This window comes from Ekhidna sp., from assembly GCF_965247405.1.
Taxonomy (GTDB): Bacteria; Bacteroidota; Bacteroidia; order Cytophagales; family Cyclobacteriaceae; genus Ekhidna.
On sequence record NZ_OZ252014.1, the window covers coordinates 376,465 to 395,886 of the forward strand.

The following is a 19,422-nucleotide window of genomic DNA, read 5'->3' on the forward strand; positions in this document are numbered from 1 at the left end:
TGAGAAAATTATGCGAAATTACATAAACTATAATGCTCACCAACAAACCATGAAACCTGCCGTCAATTCAATCAGAACCTTTATAGGTGCCAAAGATTATCAGCTCTCTCGAGACTTTTATAATGCGTGGGGATTTGTAGAAATAATCACTTCTCCCAAACTGTCCTACTTCGCAATTGATAATTTCGGATTCTACCTTCAAGACCATTTTGTAAAAGACTGGGTAGAAAATTCAATGGTTTTTCTGGAGGTAGCATCACTATCTGAATATTGGGAAGTCCTAAAAGCCAAAAATCTGGATCAGAAATTCAAAGGAGTGAAGCTAGTGGAGCCAACTACATTTGATTGGGGGAGTGAGGGATTTGTTTACGATCCCTCTGGAGTACTGTGGCATATAGGTGAGTTTAATTAACTCATTGAACTTTAACTTCTTCTCCTTCAAAGGTAACTACATCACCCATACGTAGTTTTTTCCGTCTTTGCGTCTCTACCTGACCGTTGACCAGCACCAGACCCTCATCAATAAATTGCTTGGCCTCCCCTCCTGAACCTACCAGGTTCATTATCTTCATAAGCTTGTTTAATTCGATAAAATCGTATCCTTCCAGTTCGAATGTTTGCATGCTGCAAAGCTGTTCAAAATTTGAATTTGATGGTCGATATCAAGCTGGTAATTAACAAATATTCATCTGATTCAGCAGACAATTCCCTGTAATTGACCCGAGATTCCAGTGCTGCAGACCACCGATCCCCTAAACTCTTTTGGACTTTAATAGTCGCCCGCTTTGACTCCAGCGTATAAAACGATTCGGTTTGTCCTGCAAAAGTCTGGTTGATCCTAATATCAGGTGAATAACCCACACCAGCTGAAAACTCAAAATAGGTTTCAGGCTGTTTGAAATTTTTCTTTACACCAAAATCTATAGAAGAAGCAGCAAAAGACTTTTCACGTGTATAAAATGGACGCATAGAAAACTCGAAACTTCTCAAGTAATACCTCATGGAGGCTGTATAAGTGAGGATACTCTGTGTAGAAAACTGAAGATATCTAGCTCCTAAAGATGCCTCCAACTTATCGAAAGCCACCGCGTATATCTCCGCTCCAATTCGATGATTCGAAAACAACACACTCTGGGAATAACCATAATTAATATAGCCATACACTTTTTCTGTAATCACCGGGTAGACATCTAATTCACCCTGCAATCCAAATTCTTCAAACCGATGGGCATAGTTTACCCTGGCGATCAATGCTCCCCAGTTATTTTTCTTATTCACTTCTACTGATCCAAATAGCGCAGGGTCGAATGACTGATCAAACATATCTACTCCTGACCTTACCACTGATGTGTATTGATGGGATTCCACCTCAAGTGCTATTTTTAAATCCAAAGCTTCCAGGTTGGCTGGATTGACTTTCAAAACTTCATTCAGCGTTTCGATCGCACGATCAAGATTTCCTTCGAATTGATGGATTTTTGCTCTTTTTAGTAGAAATCCTTCATCATCAGGATGAAATTCCAGTGCTTGTCTCGTTGTTTCATGGGCTTCATTCAGCTTATTACTCCATATCTCTACATCAATTTTTGCATGCAATGCACCAGTGAACCCCGGATCTTGTTTCAATACCCTATTGTAAATGAGTAAGGCATCCATGTATCGGCCCTCCCATGCATATGTACGTCCCATTTGAACGCTGACATCATGATAATGTGGAGCAAAATGAAGGATGTATTGCAGCTTTTCTCTTGATTTGGCATATTCTTTCTCTCGGGCCTCTATTCGAGCTTGCTCAAATATTTGATCTATGCTTTGATTCTTCCAGCGCTGTGCATGTGCAGCAGATGCTAGAAGCAGCATCATACAGGTAATGTATAAATGATTCATTTCTTGGTAGTATATGATGATACAAATATCAAAACCATCATTCTACGATCTCTGAGCATTTTACTGACTTTTCTTAAGTGATTTACGCATTTTGATCAATTGGTTGAAATACGCTTATATGAGGTGTGGAATTGTGTCAGATTTGGATTACCAAAAAACAAATTTTGCAATGGACACATTACTAACATACCAGAAGCAAAGTGATAAAACCATACTGGTCTGCGATCCAGATTTTATCAGCTCCACCCTAGTATCCTCAATGGTAAAAAATAAGCTAGGCACCAAATGTCTGACTGCTTCGGACGGACGTGCGGGTGCTCAAGCTGTAAGAGAAGGTGACATAGATCTGATTATCACAGAGGTATACCTGCCTTATCTCTCCGGATGTGCAATGATTGAACTTATACGAAATGAGATAAATGCTACCGTACCAATACTGCTACTTTCATCTGACGTGAGCATCAAGATGAAAGAAAATCTCAATCAAACGCTAGTCAATGCATTTGCAGAAAAGCCAATCAATCTGGATCAGTTGATGACTAAAATTTCCTTTCTGCTACAGGTAAACGAGGAGACGTTATGGCTATCCTGAATCCAACAATAATTGCGGTCAGCATCTTCTTTACGGCCCTAACCTCCATCGCTTTGTTCGCAAGTATCTTCGTCATCCGATGTTCAAAGAAGAGACGATCCCATATGAAAAAACGAATGGGAAGACACATTTCCTATTTACTCATTCAGGTGCTTACCTCAGATGAAAAAAGAAATTCCATTAAACGACTGAAAAGAATTATCAGCAAGAAGGAAAACATGCATGTTTCCGTTAGAGCACTTGCTACTCAGGAATTTATCAATCTTGCACTAACAGTATCCAACGACCACCTACCAGCATTGCAGGGACTCTTCCTAAATCTTGGATTGCAACACTTCAATATCCAAAGAGCCGAAAAAGGAAGATTGAAACAAAAGCTTAAGGCGTTTGAAGTGCTAAGCAAACTGCGAATCATTACAGCACTACCTGTAATTAAACAATATGTACTAGACCCCAATAAGACCTTACGCGCAGAGGCGATCATGTCACTAATGCGGTTATCCTATAATCCACTATTCTTTCTGGATAATCAAAAAGTGACCTTATCCGTTTGGGAGGCAATGAAAATTCATGGGATGCTTAAGGAAATGCCTGATGAAAAAATCCCCGAGTTTACTCAATGGCTGAATCATCGACAAAAAACCGTGGTACTCTTCTGTTTGCGAATGATTCTTCATTATCAGCAAAAAGCTGACCTACAGCTACTCACTCGTCTTTCCAAATCAAAAAGTGCACGTGTGGCAGAGGAAGCCCAAAAGGCATTGATTCTAAGAAAAATCCTTGTTTACAGTGATCCTGATGAGGAAGATAACCAGTGCGATCAAAATGATTACAAACATTTAAATGTGGCTTAAGATGAATCTATCAGAAATACTAGAAATATATAATGGGGTGTTTATTTTCTATACCCTCTTCGTAGTGGCCGTGTATCTAGGGCTGGCGATACTTTCAAGGGTGGCTTATCGGGTGTTTAAATCTGCCAATATCTATACAGATTACTCATACATCAGTAAATCTGAATACGCACCAAGAGTGTCAGTGATCGCTCCGGCCTATAATGAATCCGTAACCATCATCGAAAATGTAAAATCGCTAATGGCATTAAAATACAGTCACCTGGAAATCATCGTGGTAAATGATGGCAGCAAAGATGATACAATGGAAAGATTAATTCGGGCGTTTGACCTGAAGCTGAGCGAACAGAAGCCGCTTGGAAAGCTAGGAGCTAAACGAATTAAAGGGGTCTATACCTCAAAAAAGTTCTCTTTAAGAAAATTGATCGTGATCGATAAAGAGAATGGGGGCAAAGCTGACGCATTGAATGCTGGCATCAACTACTCCAGGTCAGGACTGGTTGCGTGCATCGATGTGGATTGCATCTTGCAGCCCGACTCATTGCTGAAAATGGTTAAGCCATTTGTGCTAAGTAACAAAACCATTGCTGTGGGCGGTGTGGTCCGAGTCTTGAATGACTCCATTGTAGACAGTGGAAACATTGTGAAGGTGAGACAATCCAGAAACTTCTGGGTACGGTTTCAAATCCTGGAATATGTGAGGGCCTTTCTTCTTGGACGAATGGCCTGGAGTAAAATCAACGGGCTGATTCTCATCTCTGGTGCTTTTGGAGTCTTTCGAAGAGATGTGCTCATTGCATGTGGCGGCTATGATACGAATACTGTAGGTGAAGATATGGAGCTCATTGTGAGAATGAGACGATACATGCACGAAAAGAAACTCCCCTATAAGGTCAAATACATCCCGGAACCACTATGCTGGACAGAGGTGCCACCGGATTTGAACACGCTGAAAAAGCAACGCAGCAGATGGACCAGGGGTACCATCGAAACGCTATTAAAACACAAGGATGTATTTTTCAAGCGCAAATATGGAATCATGGGCATGATCAGTTTCCCTTTCTGGCTTCTATTTGAATGGCTTGCTCCCCTACTCGAGTTTACAGGCATCATCAGTTTGATACTGTTAAGTATTTTCGGACTGATTGATTGGAATCATACACTTCTGATGCTTGGCTTTGTATACACATTTGCCGTATTCTTCTCAGCTTTGACACTAATTGCCGAGGAAACCTCATACTTCAACTATACCAACAGAAACGACATATTCCGCATACTGACAGTGGTGTTGTTAGAACCCATCATCTTTCATCCACTCATTGTGTATTATGCGATCCTTGGAAACATTGAGATGATACGAGGTAAAAAAAGCTGGGGAGAAATGAAACGGACAGGCTTCAATTCTGCAGCTGTTGGCCCGAAAGTAGAATTAATCCCTTCAGAATAAACCCCATACCCACTGTTTTTTAAGGATTTTATAATTAATTCTTAAAAATAGAAACATATCTTTTACTATTGCCGTATTATTAATTCTTAAAAGTAGAAAGTAATACGAAATCTTGTTTAGCAGGTCATTTCGACTGAAAGGAGAAATCTATAATGTTAAGACAACTGCGTCATCAATAGTAGATTTCTCACATGCGTTCGAAATGACACAACAGTAAATAGTAGTAACATGAAAGGATACCTTGGAGAATTTGAAGAGCTGGTTTTGCTGACCATTGCTAACCTGGCCAAAGATGCATACGGTGTAGCCATACTCAATGACATATCAGAAAGAGCTAATCGAAAGCTGAGCATCGGTGCACTCCACTCCACCCTCACAAGGCTAGAAGAAAAAGGATATATCTCTTCCTATCTGGGTGAACCCACTAACGAACGTGGAGGCCGGCGCAAGCGCTACTTCGAATTGACGGACAGTGCCAAAGTGGAGCTTTCTAACATGAAAGCGCTGAGAGATCAACTTTGGGCAGGAGCAAAACTCAATTTATCTGCCAAATGAGTCACCCTCCCATTCTCGCACAAAAGCTACTGAAGTGGCATGCCGGTAAGGCAGATCTGGAAGACATTCAAGGTGACCTGGATGAGGTCTATGGACTAAACCTTGAGAAGTCTGGTAAAATAAAAGCAGATTTCAAATACTGGAGACAGGTGCTTTCCCTCCTGTTTTCATATGGACTAAAAAAGCGGAAGACTAAAGCCGCATACTCCCCCTTTTATCACAAAAACTCAATTGCAATGTTTAAAAACTACTTCAAAATTGCGTTTCGAAACTTCTCGAAACATAAGCTTTTCACTTCCCTGAATATGCTTGGGCTAGCCCTGGGTATGTCCATCTGCATCTTGGCGCTATCTATTTCTGTGGCGATCTATCAATCAGATTCCTGGCAGGAAAATAAAGAACGAATCTTCCAGATAAATACCTATGTAGCTGATCAGGAAGATAGCCGAACGTTTGCCTCTACCTTCTATGCCATGGGAGATCACCTGGAAGAACAATACCCATTTGTGGAAAAAGCGGTTACTATCCGCCCAGGTTTTAGTCCTGAAATAAACCATCATGGCAACAAGATGGAATTTCAAGGCTATTTTACTGAGCAATCATTTCTGGATGTATTCAGCTTTAAACTGATCAAAGGCGACCAAAAAACAGCCCTATCCTCCCCTTCCAGTATTGTCATCACACAGGAAGTTGCTGAAACGCTTTTTAGAGATGAAGATCCACTTGGTAAAAGCCTGGAAACAAATTACGGCACATACAATGTGACGGGTGTGATGGAAAACCCCCATCAAACCCATCTCTACTTCCAGATACTTGGTTCCCTTGACAATCACCCTGCTAATGCCACACGAAACGTGGCAAGTGACTGGGTCAACTTTAAATGGAATTATGTTTATGTGCTGCTTGATGAAGCTAAATCAAAGGATGACTTAGAGCAAGCTCTGGCTCATTCTTCGATTCAAGCAGCTTTATTCAATCCTGAGAAAGAAATAGAGCTGGAGTCTATAAACCTGGAGGGCGTGGTACCTCGCTGGAATATCAGCCAGGCTATAGGAATCGGTTGGGACGAGCCTTCTATGTTGTTTTTCCTAACTATCGGTCTTTTGGTGCTTCTACCTGCGGTATTCAATTATACCAATATGTCCATTGCTCGTGCCCTGAAACGTGCCAAGGAAATAGGGATACGTAAAGTAGTGGGCGCTGAGAAGCATCAGATCAAAGCACAGTTTATCGTCGAGACCATCTTGCTTTCAGTCATTGCACTGTTCGGATCTCTGATCCTCCTATACCCAATGAAGCGAGAGTTTTTGGGTATGATTATAGGCGGGAGTATGCTGGATACCAACCCCAACTTCGCCCAATTTATTACCTTCCTTGTTTTTTCCATTCTTGTTGGGTTGCTAGCGGGTCTTTTTCCGGCTCAATACTTTTCCAGGCTCAATCCCATTCAGACAATGAAAGGAGAAATAAAGAATGGAAAAAGTAATGTTTCCGGATTCAAAAAAGGGCTTTTTGTTTTCCAATTCTTCCTCTCGCTGGTCTTTGTGATCGGGGTGGCAGCTATGGGCAGACAGTATACGTATGTCCTCAACAATAACCATGGATTCCAATCAGAAAACATTCTATCCATTCCTTTTGAGAAAATTGATAAACAGATTGCAATAAATGAGCTAGCCAATCATCCGGATGTAAAAGCAATCACTACTGCTTCTAGTCTACCTGGAGTCTCTATTAATGGCTCCAACAATGCAACATCTAATGATCAGGACACCATCCAGGTAAATGAAGTATTTATTGGGGATAAGTTCATTGAGAATATGAACATGGATCTCAAATGGGGAGAAAGTGAATCACTGAAACTATCCAACCAAAATGAAGAACTGGTTTTGGTGAACGAGCAATTCATGGAATCGATGAAGGTCTTCAATGTGCAAAAGGACAGCCTTCGGTTTACATTGAACGACGGAACGAAATGCCGAATTGCAGGAATATTAAATGACTTCAACTATGAAACACTCAATGAGTTGATTGATCCATTAATCTTACGATATTCTGTAGAAGAGAGTCATTATGCACTTCTTACGGTGAGCTCATCAAACATCAAACGCACCATTGAAGAACTGGAAGCCATCTGGCAGGGAATAGATCAGGAAATCAACTTTCATGCTTCATTCCTGGACGATGAGATCGAAGATGCATACTGGTTTCTTCGTGTGCAAATGAAGTTTTTTGCTGTACTAAGCACCCTGGCTATTACCATTTCATGTCTGGGTTTGCTGGGAATGGTCACTTACACGACCGAAAACCGAACCAAAGAAATAGCAGTTCGCAAGATCATGGGTGCTACCAACTATAGTTTGTATTACCTTCTCACCAAGGACTTCATTAAACTGATAATGATTTCTGCTCTGATCGCTATCCCGGTCTCCTACGTGTTTTACGACAAGGTTTTGTTATACTTCATTATCCGCTATGGCACAGGGCTGGGCTTTCTGGAGATTTTCGGAAGCATTCTGTTTTTGTTCCTCGTTGGGCTATCCTCCATTTATTGGCAGACATCAAAAGTAACAAAAGCCAACCCGGCAACTAAGCTGAGGTATGAGTAGAATTTTAAGGATGTCTCTTTGCCAAAAGGAAGTCATGCTGAACTCGTTTCAGCATCTATGAGATTTGAATAGATTCTGAAATAAATTCAGAATGACTTTAAAATTAAGAGAGACATCCTTTCCATAATATCTTCGCCCCATGCCAAACACATATTTCCAATTCAAGCAGTTTCGCATCGAGCAGGCACAATCTGGGATGAAGGTAACCACCGATGGATGCTTGTTTGGAGGTTGGGTTGCAGAGGAGATTCAAAAGGAGACGACAGAACCCAAACGCATTTTGGACATTGGAGCAGGTACCGGCCTGCTCTCCTTGATGCTGGCACAGGTTACGGTGAAAGGTGAAATAATGGCTTTAGAAATCAATGAAGCTGCCTGCAAAGAAGCCATACACAACTTTCATCATTCCCCTTGGGGGGAACGATTGCAGTGCAGACATACCTCCCTGCAAAATTTCAATGGAGACAACTATGGCCTGATTATTTGTAATCCTCCTTTTTTCAAGGGCAGTCAGCAAGGAGCTGACAGAAATAAAAACCAGGCTGTACATTCAAATAGTCTGGACGCTGAAGAGCTGCTCGATCACGTTATCAGATTACTTGATCCGAATGGGAGCCTTTACCTTCTCTATCCTGAAAGAGAGATGGAAGCATTCAGGCAAATGGCGTTGACTAAAGGGCTTTACCCTATTCATCAAGTGATCGTCCGGAACCAAATAGATCAATCGATCTTTCGGGTGATGGCTCGGTTCAGTTTCGAAGAGGTGAAAGCGATTACCTCAGAATTGATCATTCGAAAAGCGAATCGTAAATACACGACGGAAAGCTGGAAACTCTTGAAAGAATACTATCTGGAGTATAATAATCCGGGTTTACAATAACAACCGGACTTAATTCCTCTAATTATTTCCTTCTCAAGCATAGATGTGAACTTTTCTTTCGTGCCGATGCTTATGTATCTTGGATCTAAATAATGAACCATGCTAGGATTATTCAATAAAGGAAAAAAAATCAAACAATTCATTCAGGAGGGGGCTGTTGTTATTGATGTACGCAGCAAAACTGAATTTGAAGGAGGCCACCTTCGTACCAGCAAAAACATCCCTATGGACAGTATTCCCAGCTATATGGGCCAGCTGGACAAAACAAAACCGATCATCACATGCTGTGCTTCAGGCATGAGAAGTGGACACGTCAAACGCATGCTCAAAGCCAACGGCTTTAAGGTGATCAACGGCGGGGGCTGGATGAGTCTGGAGAAGTACGGCCTGTAAATCCGTGGGTGATTTGATGGGTAAAATCCTGAGGAAAGTCTTCATCTCCGGGAAAACCCAGCTCGATATCTCTCCCACTCTCCGGAATGTAATCGGTCTTAAACAGATAATCCCAAATACTTAGCGTCAACCCAAAATTGACTCCATAGCTACGCTCATTCGGTAGTGCCTTGGCATGGTGCCAGATATGCATTTGTGGGTTATTAAAAATGTATTTCAGCGGCCCCAGGTTCAGCTTGAAGTTGGAATGATTGAAGTGACCAACGGCCAATGTGAAAATGTGAATAATGAAAAAATCTCTAAGTCCAATTCCGATCAGTGCCAGTGGGATGTATTCGATGGTTCGATATACCACTGTCTCCATCCAGTGGAAACGCAGGTGAGCAGCAAAACCCATCTCCTTCACACTGTGATGCACCTTGTGAAACTCCCATAGAAAAGGCACCCGATGCAGCAAGCGATGCGTCCACCACTGCACAAAATCCCGAACAAAGAACCCCAATAAAAGGTGTGACCAGGTAGGCCAGCTCATGACCTCAAATGCTAAAAGGTTAGTGATTCCGATGGATGCCAGCAGGTCATTGAAGAAATGCACCACAACGTTGGAGGCTGCATTGAATACGATCAGGGAAAACAGGAAAAAATTGAAAAACATGTAGAAGAAATCCAGCCAGAAATCTCTGCGGAACCGAGCCTGGTTTTTTCGCCACGGCCTCACCCACTCCAGGATGAGGAAGAACGCCGATACACCAATGAGCCAATATAAGTAGCTGTGCCACCCCGGCTGAGTAATCTCCTGCCACAGGTAATTCGCGTATCCGGTATACGCTTCCTTGATGAGCTGCCAATAATCCATATGCAATAAAGCCGAATTCTAATCAAAAAGTTTGTGACTTGCGTTACATATCGAGCCATAATAAATTTGGAATGATCAAAAACCGTTTTTTTTTATATTTGAAGTGCGTGTGTACGCCTCCCCAACCTGAAAATAAATGACGAAGAAACGATCTAAACAAATAATCCGAATCGCACTACTTGTCGGTACCACCGTTTCTTTGTTCTTCGTTCCCTGGCTGCTGGTCAAAGCCTGGATATTGCCTTTGCCGGATACCATTCAGGAGCAATTGGATGAAGCCATTGATCATGGATTTGAAGGGATGATCGTTTATGTAGATCAGGATGATCAATCGCCGCAGTATTTTGCTGCAGGTTGGCACGATCGAGAAGCTCAGATACCCGCAAAACCGGATGCGCTATTTAAGATCGCCAGCATCAGCAAACTATATGACGCTGTAGCAGTCACTAAATTGGTGAGTGATGGTCGTCTTTCATTGGATAAAACCATTGCTGATTATTTGCCTGAGGTGGCAGCAAGAATTGAAAACGTTGACAAAATCACTTTGAGGTTGCTGATTCAGCATAGAAGCGGTATCCCAAATTTTACAGATGCGCCTGATTTTTGGGCCGCACCAACAGTAACCTATGAAGAAAGTCTAGCATTAATTCTGGACAAGCCTGCCAACTTTGAACCGGGTGAAGACTATGAATATTGTAATACGAACTACCTGTTGCTCAATAAGATAATGGATGATGAGTTAGGTTATGAGAACTTTCAATTCATTCAGGAGGAAATTCTTATTCCGCTTAATCTTAACAACACTTTTAGCTCGGTGAATGAAGTAAAAATAGAAGATGTAATGAGTGGTTATCACGTAGGATATCCCCACGATCTAAAAGAAAACGATTACGGGATGCATGCCTCCGCAGAAGATGTTGGTGTTTTCCTGAGGGCCTTGAATGATGGAACTGTGTTTGATGCCGGAGAACAAGAAATATATTCTTCCATTTATGAATATGAACATGGGGGGTGGGTTCCTGGATATCAGAGTTTTGCAGGCTATCATGAAGACCTTGGCGCGGTTGTTATTGCATTCTATAGCACCACCGACCCTGAGCTTTACAACTGGAACTTATCAGAAATTATTAATACCAGAATTGCCAAAATACTGAGAAAGCAGAAGGGCTTTTGATAAAAATCAGACTCCTGTTTGTGCTCATATTTAAAATCCACCCACAAACATTTTCTCGTATGTCTGGTTCATTTCAGACAACATCCAGTACATGACCAAAACAGAAGGAAGATTAACTCTTGACATCAACAGTCCGGCACCTACATTCAAACTGACAGACGTTTTTGATAGGGAAGTAGATTTGACCTCATACAAGGGCAAGAGAGTTATGATCGCCTTCTTTCGGCATGCCGGATGTCCATTTTGTAATACACGCGTACACAGTCTACAAAAGCACTACGCTGAATTAAAGGCGAAGCGCCTGGAGATGATCTTCTTCTTTGAATCGAAAAAGGAGTTGTTGCTGAAAAGCCACTTTCATAAAGACATCTCCCCCATCCCGCTGATCTCTGATCCGGACAAAGTCTGGTATGATGCGTACGGTGTGGAGAGCTCTGCATTAAAATCAGCTAAAAGCCATTTCACCACCTTCTTTCAAAAGGTATTTGAAGCCAAGAAGAAGGGCCTTCCCGTGCACTGGATGGCTGGAGAGGAATCGATCAAAACCATACCTGCAGAATTCTTGATGGACGAAAGAGGCATCATCCGCAAAGTCCATTACGCCAAAGGACTAAGAGACCGTATGGCGATTGATGAGATCAAAGCATTTGCTGAGGCTTAACGTCTTCTGCACTGGATCTACTGGATAAAGTAAAGTTGTGGACATAAAAATATTGGTTAGGTGTATCTTTAGGCCAACCTAATATTTAATAACTCTCACCATGAAAAATATCAACCTACTTTGTCTGGTTCTTCTATCCAGCATTTCTCTGGCACAAAAACCAAGAGCGAGAGACCTGGGTATTCCTTTTATGGGACAAACCGGACCACTCAATGCGATCACTGACGTAGCAGATGTAGAGGTGGGCTACAGCACCATCATTTCTGGTGAAGGAAAACAAAAACTCGGTAAGGGACCCATTCGTACCGGGGTTACGGCCATCTTTCCCAGGGGAAAAGAGGCTAAGTTTAGTCCCGTCTTTGCAAACTGGTACAGTTTGAATGGAAATGGTGAAATGACAGGCACCACCTGGATTACAGAATCCGGCTTTTTGGAAACGCCGATCATGATAACAAACACCAACAGTGTGGGTGTAGTCCGTGATGCTGTCCTGCAATGGTATGTAGACACCAACTGGTATGGTGGAGATAACTGGTGGTACACCTATCCGGTAGTGGCAGAGACATACGATGGATTTCTAAATGACATTTATGGCTTCCATGTGAAGAAAGAGCATGTTTTAGAAGCCATTGACAATGCAACCGGTGGAACAATAGCCGAAGGGAATGTGGGCGGTGGAACCGGCATGATGTGCTTAGGATTTAAAGGTGGAACGGGTACCTCCTCGAGGGTTATGCAGATTGGTGACTCAACTTACACACTAGGTGTGCTTGTTCAGGCAAACTTTGGCGCGAAATTTTATTTCACCGTGGCTGGTGTCCCGGTAGGCAGAGAACTAATGGATACACTGAATTATGAAATGAAAGGTCCTCCACTGGCCCACCGTGAGGAAGGTGACGGCTCTATCATAGTAGTAGTCGCTACTGACGCACCATTGCTACCGCACCAACTAAAACGAATCGCCCAGCGGGTGCCAATCGGAATCGGGCTTACTGGAGGTCGGGGTGGCAATGGCTCGGGAGATATATTCATAGCTTTTTCCACGGCCAATGAAGGTGCCTTTAGCAGGGATCAGACAGTTCAGGTTCATAGCCTTCCGAATGATCGGATCAATTGGCTTTTTCAGAGTACGGCAGAAGCTGTAGAAGAGGCCATCATCAATGCGATGCTGGCAGCAGAAGATATGGAAGGCATCAACAGGAACAAAGCCTATGCCCTACCTCATGACTTGCTAATAGAAGTAATGAAGAAGTACAATCGCATTCAAGAATAGAAAACAACTCCTACCTCAAAGTAACTAAACGTTAGCCGAGCGAGGCATCATCCGCAAAGTTCACTACGCCAAGGGTTTGAGAGATCGGATGGCGATTGATGAGATCAAAGCTTTCGCAGAGCTTAATTAAAAACTAACTAACATTTCCCTCCATCTCTTTGATCAATTCATCCACTGTCAGGTTGCCGGAGTAATTGATATCAACGCGAAGTGCACTCAATCCATGGACGCCTTGAAGGTCTTGCAACTCAAGGTCCTCAACTCCCTCTTTTAAATATCCTCTGTCTGTCAGGTATTCGATGTACGTGTGGTATTCCTGAGCGTCCTGCTCTTGTGAATACACAATCACGATACTGCCAGGTCGGGTAATTCGTTCCTTCGTTCCTTTGATGTATGCCTTGTCCACCCTTTTCTTGATGATCTCATATCGGGCATTGTAAGCCCCTTCCACATCAAACTTTTTCTCATCCATCCGAAAATGAACCGCAATGGGGGTATTGTAGACCAGAATCAAGGAGGCAATTTCAATGGAAAAGTTCAATGACTTGCGAAGGACGTTGAATTCATTTTCCATTTCACACATAACAGCCAATTGCCAAAGTCTCAGGTTCTTTAAAAAAACTTTGTCAAACAAGTGATCATTTGTGATCGACTGACCTATATACATGTTGAACTCAATCCCATCGGTTTTATATCGTTCAAAATAATGCGGAAACATTTGCTGTGCTTCGATCTGCTTTTTGTCGATAAAGCTTGCCAAATGCTGGTTGACGCGATTCACACTTAGATCATACTTTTTCCTTTCCTCATAAACGGTCTGCAGATCGTCATCCAATAACGCATAATATTCAGTGATGAGCGGACGAAGTACTGCATTAGTCTTGTGCAAATAGTCCAACACCGGATACACATCCTGCCTCAGAAATGTCAGTATCTTATGCTCACTACCGGCTGCCAGGTCGCCTTTCAGCTCTTTGATGCACTTGTCTAATCTAAATTGAAGTTCCTCATAAACCGGCATGGATTTTTTCCTGCTCGCTTCTTTGAGCACCTTCGAGACACTCTTTAGCTGTTTGATGAGATCAGCACTCACCGCTTTATTCCTTCGTTCTGATGATCCTTTGATATCCAATTGCCCATACAGTGGATACAATTGGTCAAACACGATATCCTTGAATACAGGTTGTTGTCCTTCCAGCTGTTCTTTCATGAACTTCTGTGCCTCCTCTTCAAAACGCCATTTTACGGAAGGATGAATGGTGGTACACTCCTGCTGAATAATGGCTTCAACCAAATTCTGAGCCTCCGTTTGAAATCGTTTTTTAGCCATTCCTAAAATAGGCATGACCTGTTTGAGTGTCATCAAAACACCGCGATGAAGCTTGTATTCCTCTTTAGATCCAAGCTCCAGAAATCCCAAAAGCTCATCTTCATGAATGACTGGAGCAATGATATAGCTTTTGAACTTTGAGTTGAGGAGTTTTTGAGAGAGCCCACTTTGCCCCAACTTATGGAATTTATCAGCATTGGTTATGACCAGGGGTTCTTTTTCATCAAACAGTGTACGATAACTAAATGGGCAAAGGTCTTCATTACAATTTAGATATTCTCCCTGCTCAAGGATCAGACTGTTCATTGTAGACTTCTCCATCGTCTGGAGTTGGCCCCTCTCACAGTTGACCACACCAATATGCAACGAAGGATCATTCAGCATTTTTCGAAGGCTCTTCTTTATATTTTCAAATGAGTCAGGATCGTAAACGAGCAGATTTGAAGTGATCGAATTAATTGCCTGATCAGCCGTTACATCTACCAAATTGAGAATGTTCAGCCCTCTCATGATCCAGCTATTGGGTGGAAATTTTTTCTTCCAAAGCTTCATGTCCCCGAAGTTCTCAATGAGCTCCTCATAATCCGCACGGGTGATATCCACGGCCCGTTCGGTAGGCTCAAATTCCGACATGTCTGCATTGATAAGCAGCTTGTATGTTCGGGTGAGTCCCTGTGTCTGATTGTCTATTTCAAATAATTGCGGATTTGAGATGCTCACCGGATAGCCATAGTAGCTGCCCAAAATGAAGTAACAGCAATACAGGTAGAATGTGTCCTCATCTACATCTCTCATGGTAAAAGAAAAGGGCTGTCCCGAAGCTTTTATAATATTTTTAAATCGCTCCGATGAGTAAAGCGGCTCAAAATAAAATGGAGGAGATAGGATCTTGATTTCATTGGTAGAGAGGACTTCAGGAAACAAAGGCTTACTCAATTTCTCAATCGCTTTCTGGTACTTCTTAAGCCTGGATATATCTGAGATACCATCTCTGAGCTCCGGATACTTCTTCACAATTGCAAGCAGTTCTTTTGCGTAGTTTGCCGCTTCTTTATCCTTGGAATTGGCCTGCTTTTCCAGTTGCTCGATCAGCTTAAAAAAGCTGACCTGCATGATGGCAGGAAATTCTACTTCTTTTCCATTGTAGATCATCGGTCTTTCGTTGAGGAAGATTAATAACGTTAAAAAGAAGCAGAGGATTCCTTGCTATTGAAAATAGTCTGCAAACTATTTTTTTTAACAATGAAGAAAGCTAAATAAGTCCGGCGGAATAATTCCTCGTTTTGATTTAGTTTAATGGAAAATCTATGATTGTTTATGCCGCGTCCTAAATCGAAAAATGAACTACTGGAGCAAAGTGAAAAGAATTTTAACAAGCTCATTGAATTCATTGGATCTTTCAGTACCACTGAGCAAGAAGAAGAATTTGCTCCAGGCACGTTAAATCGTAATATTAGAGATGTTCTGGCGCATCTTCATCATTGGCATCTTTTGTTTCTTGATTGGTATAATGTAGGAATGAGTGGCAGCAAACCGGAAATGCCAGCAAAGGGGTATACCTGGAAGACCACTTCAGAATTAAATCATGATATCCGTGAACAGTATAAACACCTAAAAGTCGATCTTGTACATGATAAATTTAAAAGGTCTCACAATCAATTGATGGAGCTTATCAACCGCCATACGAATGATGAGCTTTTTGAGAAGAAAAGATATAAATGGACAGGGTCCACTTCATTAGGTGCTTATTTGGTTTCAAGTACGTCCAGTCACTATGATTGGGCGTTCAAACTGATCAAAAAGGGAAGGAAAAAGTCACATTAAATCACCTTGTAAATATCAATGGTCTTCGTCTGAAAATTCCTTCTTCTCAGGCATACTTCAAAACCTTCACGAGAGCCTTCATCATTGGTGTTTCCCTCGATGGTGTGCATCCAGTCGCCATCTACTCCAATGACAATCCCGGTATGCACCCAGTCGTATTGCGTCTTCATGTTGAGGAACACATCTCCTGGTTCAATAAGCTTAGGGCTATTTCTGAGATTTACATTCCTGTGAAGTCGCTTTTCCTTTAGCCCATGACTGCCAACCACATCACAACTATAGGAATGCGGCATAATCTCCGTAAAACGTTTTCCAATGGTTGTAGTAGCCTGATCCAGGATGATTTGAACAAAGCCCATGCACCACGCCCATTCTTTGCCTTCATTTCCATCCATATAAGCCCTTACCCAAGGACCAATGTTTGAATTGTAGAGCTCTCTAGGAATGTTTTGTAGGTGCTGACGAGCATACGCTACAATCAATTGTCGAAGATCGCTTCCACCAATCCTGCTGAAGGCATTGAACATGGGACTGGATAACATACGAAAGGTATTTGGACCCACCACTCCGTCTACTTCCAGGTATTTATGTGCCTGAAAATCCCTCACCACAGCTTCCGTTTGCTGACCGTAATCTCCATCCACCGACACACGATGAAACCAGCCGGGATCTACAAATCGCCATAGATTTAGCCATTCCTGTACTTTTTGCACATCATACCCTTTCTCTCCTACCTTCAGGAGTTTTGAGATATTTAGTTCTTTGATGTAGTGTTTTTTTATCATGGCGCTATTTTTTTAGTCTGTCAATAAAGTCGGTGACGCGTGCCTGCATGCGAGTTAAAGGACGAAGCTTATCCTCATGAACCTGCTTTTGTTCGATCACTTTTTGTACGGTATCTATTTCCGAAAGCTGAAGAGAATCCCATGGACTAGATACCTGAGCAGCTCTTGCAATCCATTTTTTCCTATCCACTGTATCCTGCAATGAAATTACCTGGTATTTGAATTTGGTTAGATCCAATGTGCTGTCCTGTCTCGAAAGAGAAACAGTATCCAGTGCCATCAGCGACGCATTCCATTCTTGCCTGAAATCCCCGGAAACAAACCAGTCCGCATGGGTGGCCGTCACAGCAGTTCTCAGATGGAATTCACTGGTTCGAAGTGTATCTCTCGATTTAATGAGTTGAATGACATCTGTGGAATCGATATGTAGGGTATCCCTCAAGATGTCTGCTACTCCCAGAGAGTAGTAGCTGAAGGGGTATTCCTTTTCCAGGAAGGATAACTTCTTTAAACCCGCCACAAATCGTCTGAAATGTTGGCTCATTTTCTCTACTTTCTCTTGTCCCACGGTATCAATAGCTCCTCTGTATTGTTGGTATAAACTGTCAATGAAGCTCGCCTCATACCTGTCTATAAGTGTGTCGGCTTTGATAGTAGCAAGATGCAGATCGTATGGATGGGTATGAAAAGAAACCTGAAGATCGGGCTCATCCAGTAGCAGCGAAAAGAAATTTCGTAACGCCTCTTTTCCATTTTCCTCTGCGCGTTTTACTATATCCGCACCGCGTGCCTGTACCAGCAACTTTTGTTTGCATTGACGCTTCACCTCTTTGGCCTCCTCAAAATTTACCTTTCCTGAGAAAGAAACTAACTCAAAGCCCTTGACCCTGCGCTCAGGTATAAACCAGGGATTGATATCTGCATCCAGTATGGTAGGTTTGATTCCGTAGAAATGGATCATCTTCCGATCTTCTTCGTAGAGGAAATTGCTTTCATCCAGCTGACCAAAATCAAACCCGGCTTTCACAGAACCACGTCCGATAAAGACGATGTTTTTCTTCTTCTCCCGATCCAAATCCTTCCCCACCACATATTGATAGAAAGGAAAGAAGTCATACACAAATGCCGGTACATCTAGCAAGTAGGCACTCATTGCAGAATCCAAACGGTCTCCTTTAAGTCTGCTGGTCTTTTTCAGACGTTTAAATTCTTTATTGAAATCTTTGAGCATCCGCTTGTAGATGGTCTGCTCAACGTTACCTACCAGGCTGCCTTCTTTATAAATGCGACTCATCTTCCTGGTCAAATAATTATTGCCCAGGCAGGCCACAAACTCATTGAAGGTATTATTTGCAGGCAAATCCAGGTGAAACTCCGTATTTCGTACTTTGGATTTGAGTTGGTTTTTACTGCCTTTGTTTTCCCATATGGTCAGAGCAACTTCCTGCCAGGCATCTTCAGCAAAATCGGTAAGGGTATCTTCCGGAAACTCGGTAAGCTTGAATTCCTTCCAGGAAGAGATTACTTCACCATAATACTCCGCTGTTACCAGCTGCCCAATATCCCTAACTCCTGTCACCAGGTTGGCCGTTTGTTTGGTTCGTGCGTTGGTAAACATCCCTATGGGATCCCAAAAAGTAAAAGCAATGATGGCTCCTACGACAAGGAGAATGTCGAGAAAAAGCTTCCAGTTTTTGAGAAGGAAATAAATCATAGACCCACCTCCTCTTCTGTGATTTCAGGAATTAACTCGCCCTGATGAAACTCAATGTATATCTCCTGATACCCCAGTGTTCTCAACAGATTCTCCAACATCAGGCGAGTCTTCTTTTCTGTTGCCTCCACGATTTTCATGTGCTTCAGGGAATTTCGAATATCGATCTCAGCATCCTGAAAAAACTGCTCCTGATCGTTCAATGAAATTCGATTCAGAAAAGCATCTGTTGAAACAAGGGTATCCATTTCAAACAGTTCGGCAGGATAAGAAAAATTGATCACCTCCACCGGAGGAAGTTTCAAAGAGATGCTTTTACCTTCAATATCAACATCCTCCTTTCTCAGTTTCTCAAGGTTTACTCCTGCTTTTACAATTGCTTTGGAGTGAGCCAGAAACTTGGCTTCATTCAGTTTCACCACCCAGAGGAGCCGCTTGCGCTTGACTCCATATACGATTTTATCAATGGTAAACTCTGTAGTAGCCAACTTTGAAGCTTTTTTGATTTTACCCACCACCAGCCCCTGATCATCCTTACAGGCCGTGACTAATATCAGCAATGAAACGATATAAATGAGCCGCTTCATGCTT

Annotated in this window: 19 protein-coding genes; 12 read left to right on the forward strand and 7 right to left on the reverse strand. The window is 42.3% G+C overall.

Translation table 11 applies throughout. The features are described 5' to 3' along the window. Window positions 1–10: 10 nt before the first annotated feature. Window positions 11–412 (forward strand): glyoxalase, encoded by a 402-nt coding sequence (locus ACP14Y_RS01525; protein ID WP_424961207.1) that lies wholly within the window; start codon window positions 11–13, stop codon window positions 410–412. Window position 413: 1 nt separating this feature from the next. On the opposite strand, the gene ACP14Y_RS01530 is transcribed toward ACP14Y_RS01525, so the two are convergent. Next, the gene (locus ACP14Y_RS01530) at window positions 414–623 is read right to left on the reverse strand and encodes an RNA-binding S4 domain-containing protein (protein ID WP_424961208.1); all 210 of its coding nucleotides are present in this window, start codon (window positions 621–623) and stop codon (window positions 414–416) included. Window positions 624–636: 13 nt separating this feature from the next. After that, on the reverse strand, window positions 637–1,887 hold the full coding sequence (locus tag ACP14Y_RS01535) for a YaiO family outer membrane beta-barrel protein (protein ID WP_424961209.1): 1,251 nt from the start codon (window positions 1,885–1,887) through the stop codon (window positions 637–639). A gap of 169 nt (window positions 1,888–2,056) precedes the next feature. On the opposite strand from ACP14Y_RS01535, the gene ACP14Y_RS01540 reads away from it, so the two are divergent. From ACP14Y_RS01540 to ACP14Y_RS01570, 7 genes are all read left to right on the forward strand, one after another. Then, window positions 2,057–2,479, forward strand: a complete 423-nt coding sequence (locus tag ACP14Y_RS01540) for a response regulator (RefSeq protein ID WP_424961210.1) — start codon at window positions 2,057–2,059, stop codon at window positions 2,477–2,479. 104 nt (window positions 2,480–2,583) lie between these two features. Next, complete coding sequence (locus tag ACP14Y_RS01545) at window positions 2,584–3,333, forward strand: hypothetical protein (protein ID WP_424961211.1); 750 nt, start codon at window positions 2,584–2,586, stop codon at window positions 3,331–3,333. A 1-nt stretch (window position 3,334) separates the two neighbouring features. Continuing rightward, a complete protein-coding gene (locus tag ACP14Y_RS01550) occupies window positions 3,335–4,780 on the forward strand; it encodes a glycosyltransferase family 2 protein (protein ID WP_424961212.1) in 1,446 nt (481 codons plus the stop codon). A 228-nt stretch (window positions 4,781–5,008) separates the two neighbouring features. Continuing rightward, window positions 5,009–5,335 carry a PadR family transcriptional regulator gene (locus ACP14Y_RS01555; protein ID WP_424961213.1) on the forward strand — a complete coding sequence of 109 codons (327 nt, stop codon included), beginning with the start codon at window positions 5,009–5,011 and terminating at the stop codon, window positions 5,333–5,335. Further along, entirely contained in the window at window positions 5,332–7,941 is a 2,610-nt protein-coding gene (locus tag ACP14Y_RS01560; protein ID WP_424961214.1) for an ABC transporter permease, read from the forward strand. Before ACP14Y_RS01555 ends, ACP14Y_RS01560 begins: the two co-directional genes overlap by 4 nt. Before the next feature lie 139 nt (window positions 7,942–8,080). Continuing rightward, entirely contained in the window at window positions 8,081–8,821 is a 741-nt protein-coding gene (locus ACP14Y_RS01565; RefSeq protein ID WP_424961215.1) for a tRNA1(Val) (adenine(37)-N6)-methyltransferase, read from the forward strand. Between the two features lie 99 nt (window positions 8,822–8,920). Then, window positions 8,921–9,214 carry a rhodanese-like domain-containing protein gene (locus ACP14Y_RS01570; RefSeq protein WP_424961216.1) on the forward strand — a complete coding sequence of 98 codons (294 nt, stop codon included), beginning with the start codon at window positions 8,921–8,923 and terminating at the stop codon, window positions 9,212–9,214. On the opposite strand, the gene ACP14Y_RS01575 is transcribed toward ACP14Y_RS01570, so the two are convergent. Beyond that, window positions 9,171–10,070: a sterol desaturase family protein gene (locus tag ACP14Y_RS01575; RefSeq protein WP_424961217.1), complete on the reverse strand. Its 900-nt coding sequence runs from the start codon at window positions 10,068–10,070 to the stop codon at window positions 9,171–9,173. The genes ACP14Y_RS01570 and ACP14Y_RS01575 overlap by 44 nt on opposite strands. Window positions 10,071–10,206: 136 nt before the next feature. Here ACP14Y_RS01575 and ACP14Y_RS01580 point away from each other — a divergent pair, with 136 nt between their 5' ends. From ACP14Y_RS01580 to ACP14Y_RS01590, 3 genes are all read left to right on the forward strand, one after another. Next, window positions 10,207–11,244, forward strand: a complete 1,038-nt coding sequence (locus tag ACP14Y_RS01580) for a serine hydrolase domain-containing protein (RefSeq protein ID WP_424961218.1) — start codon at window positions 10,207–10,209, stop codon at window positions 11,242–11,244. A gap of 91 nt (window positions 11,245–11,335) precedes the next feature. After that, window positions 11,336–11,905: a peroxiredoxin-like family protein gene (locus ACP14Y_RS01585; protein WP_424961219.1), complete on the forward strand. Its 570-nt coding sequence runs from the start codon at window positions 11,336–11,338 to the stop codon at window positions 11,903–11,905. Between the two features lie 100 nt (window positions 11,906–12,005). Further along, entirely contained in the window at window positions 12,006–13,178 is a 1,173-nt protein-coding gene (locus ACP14Y_RS01590) for a P1 family peptidase (RefSeq protein WP_424961220.1), read from the forward strand. Window positions 13,179–13,311: 133 nt separating this feature from the next. Here ACP14Y_RS01590 and ACP14Y_RS01595 read toward each other — a convergent pair whose 3' ends face one another. Next, a complete protein-coding gene (locus ACP14Y_RS01595) occupies window positions 13,312–15,660 on the reverse strand; it encodes a GAF domain-containing protein (protein ID WP_424961221.1) in 2,349 nt (782 codons plus the stop codon). 165 nt (window positions 15,661–15,825) lie between these two features. On the opposite strand from ACP14Y_RS01595, the gene ACP14Y_RS01600 reads away from it, so the two are divergent. Then, the gene (locus ACP14Y_RS01600; protein WP_424961222.1) at window positions 15,826–16,332 is read left to right on the forward strand and encodes a ClbS/DfsB family four-helix bundle protein; all 507 of its coding nucleotides are present in this window, start codon (window positions 15,826–15,828) and stop codon (window positions 16,330–16,332) included. On the opposite strand, the gene ACP14Y_RS01605 is transcribed toward ACP14Y_RS01600, so the two are convergent. From ACP14Y_RS01605 to ACP14Y_RS01615, 3 genes are read right to left on the reverse strand one after another with little or no spacing between them, the layout of a single operon-like run. Next, the gene (locus ACP14Y_RS01605; RefSeq protein WP_424961223.1) at window positions 16,329–17,117 is read right to left on the reverse strand and encodes a peptidoglycan-binding domain-containing protein; all 789 of its coding nucleotides are present in this window, start codon (window positions 17,115–17,117) and stop codon (window positions 16,329–16,331) included. The two genes, ACP14Y_RS01600 and ACP14Y_RS01605, sit on opposite strands and share 4 nt — an antisense overlap. Window positions 17,118–17,121: 4 nt before the next feature. Next, on the reverse strand, window positions 17,122–18,831 hold the full coding sequence (locus ACP14Y_RS01610) for a DUF4230 domain-containing protein (protein ID WP_424961224.1): 1,710 nt from the start codon (window positions 18,829–18,831) through the stop codon (window positions 17,122–17,124). After that, window positions 18,828–19,418, reverse strand: a complete 591-nt coding sequence (locus tag ACP14Y_RS01615) for a DUF4230 domain-containing protein (RefSeq protein ID WP_424961225.1) — start codon at window positions 19,416–19,418, stop codon at window positions 18,828–18,830. Before ACP14Y_RS01615 ends, ACP14Y_RS01610 begins: the two co-directional genes overlap by 4 nt. Window positions 19,419–19,422: the final 4 nt, after the last annotated feature.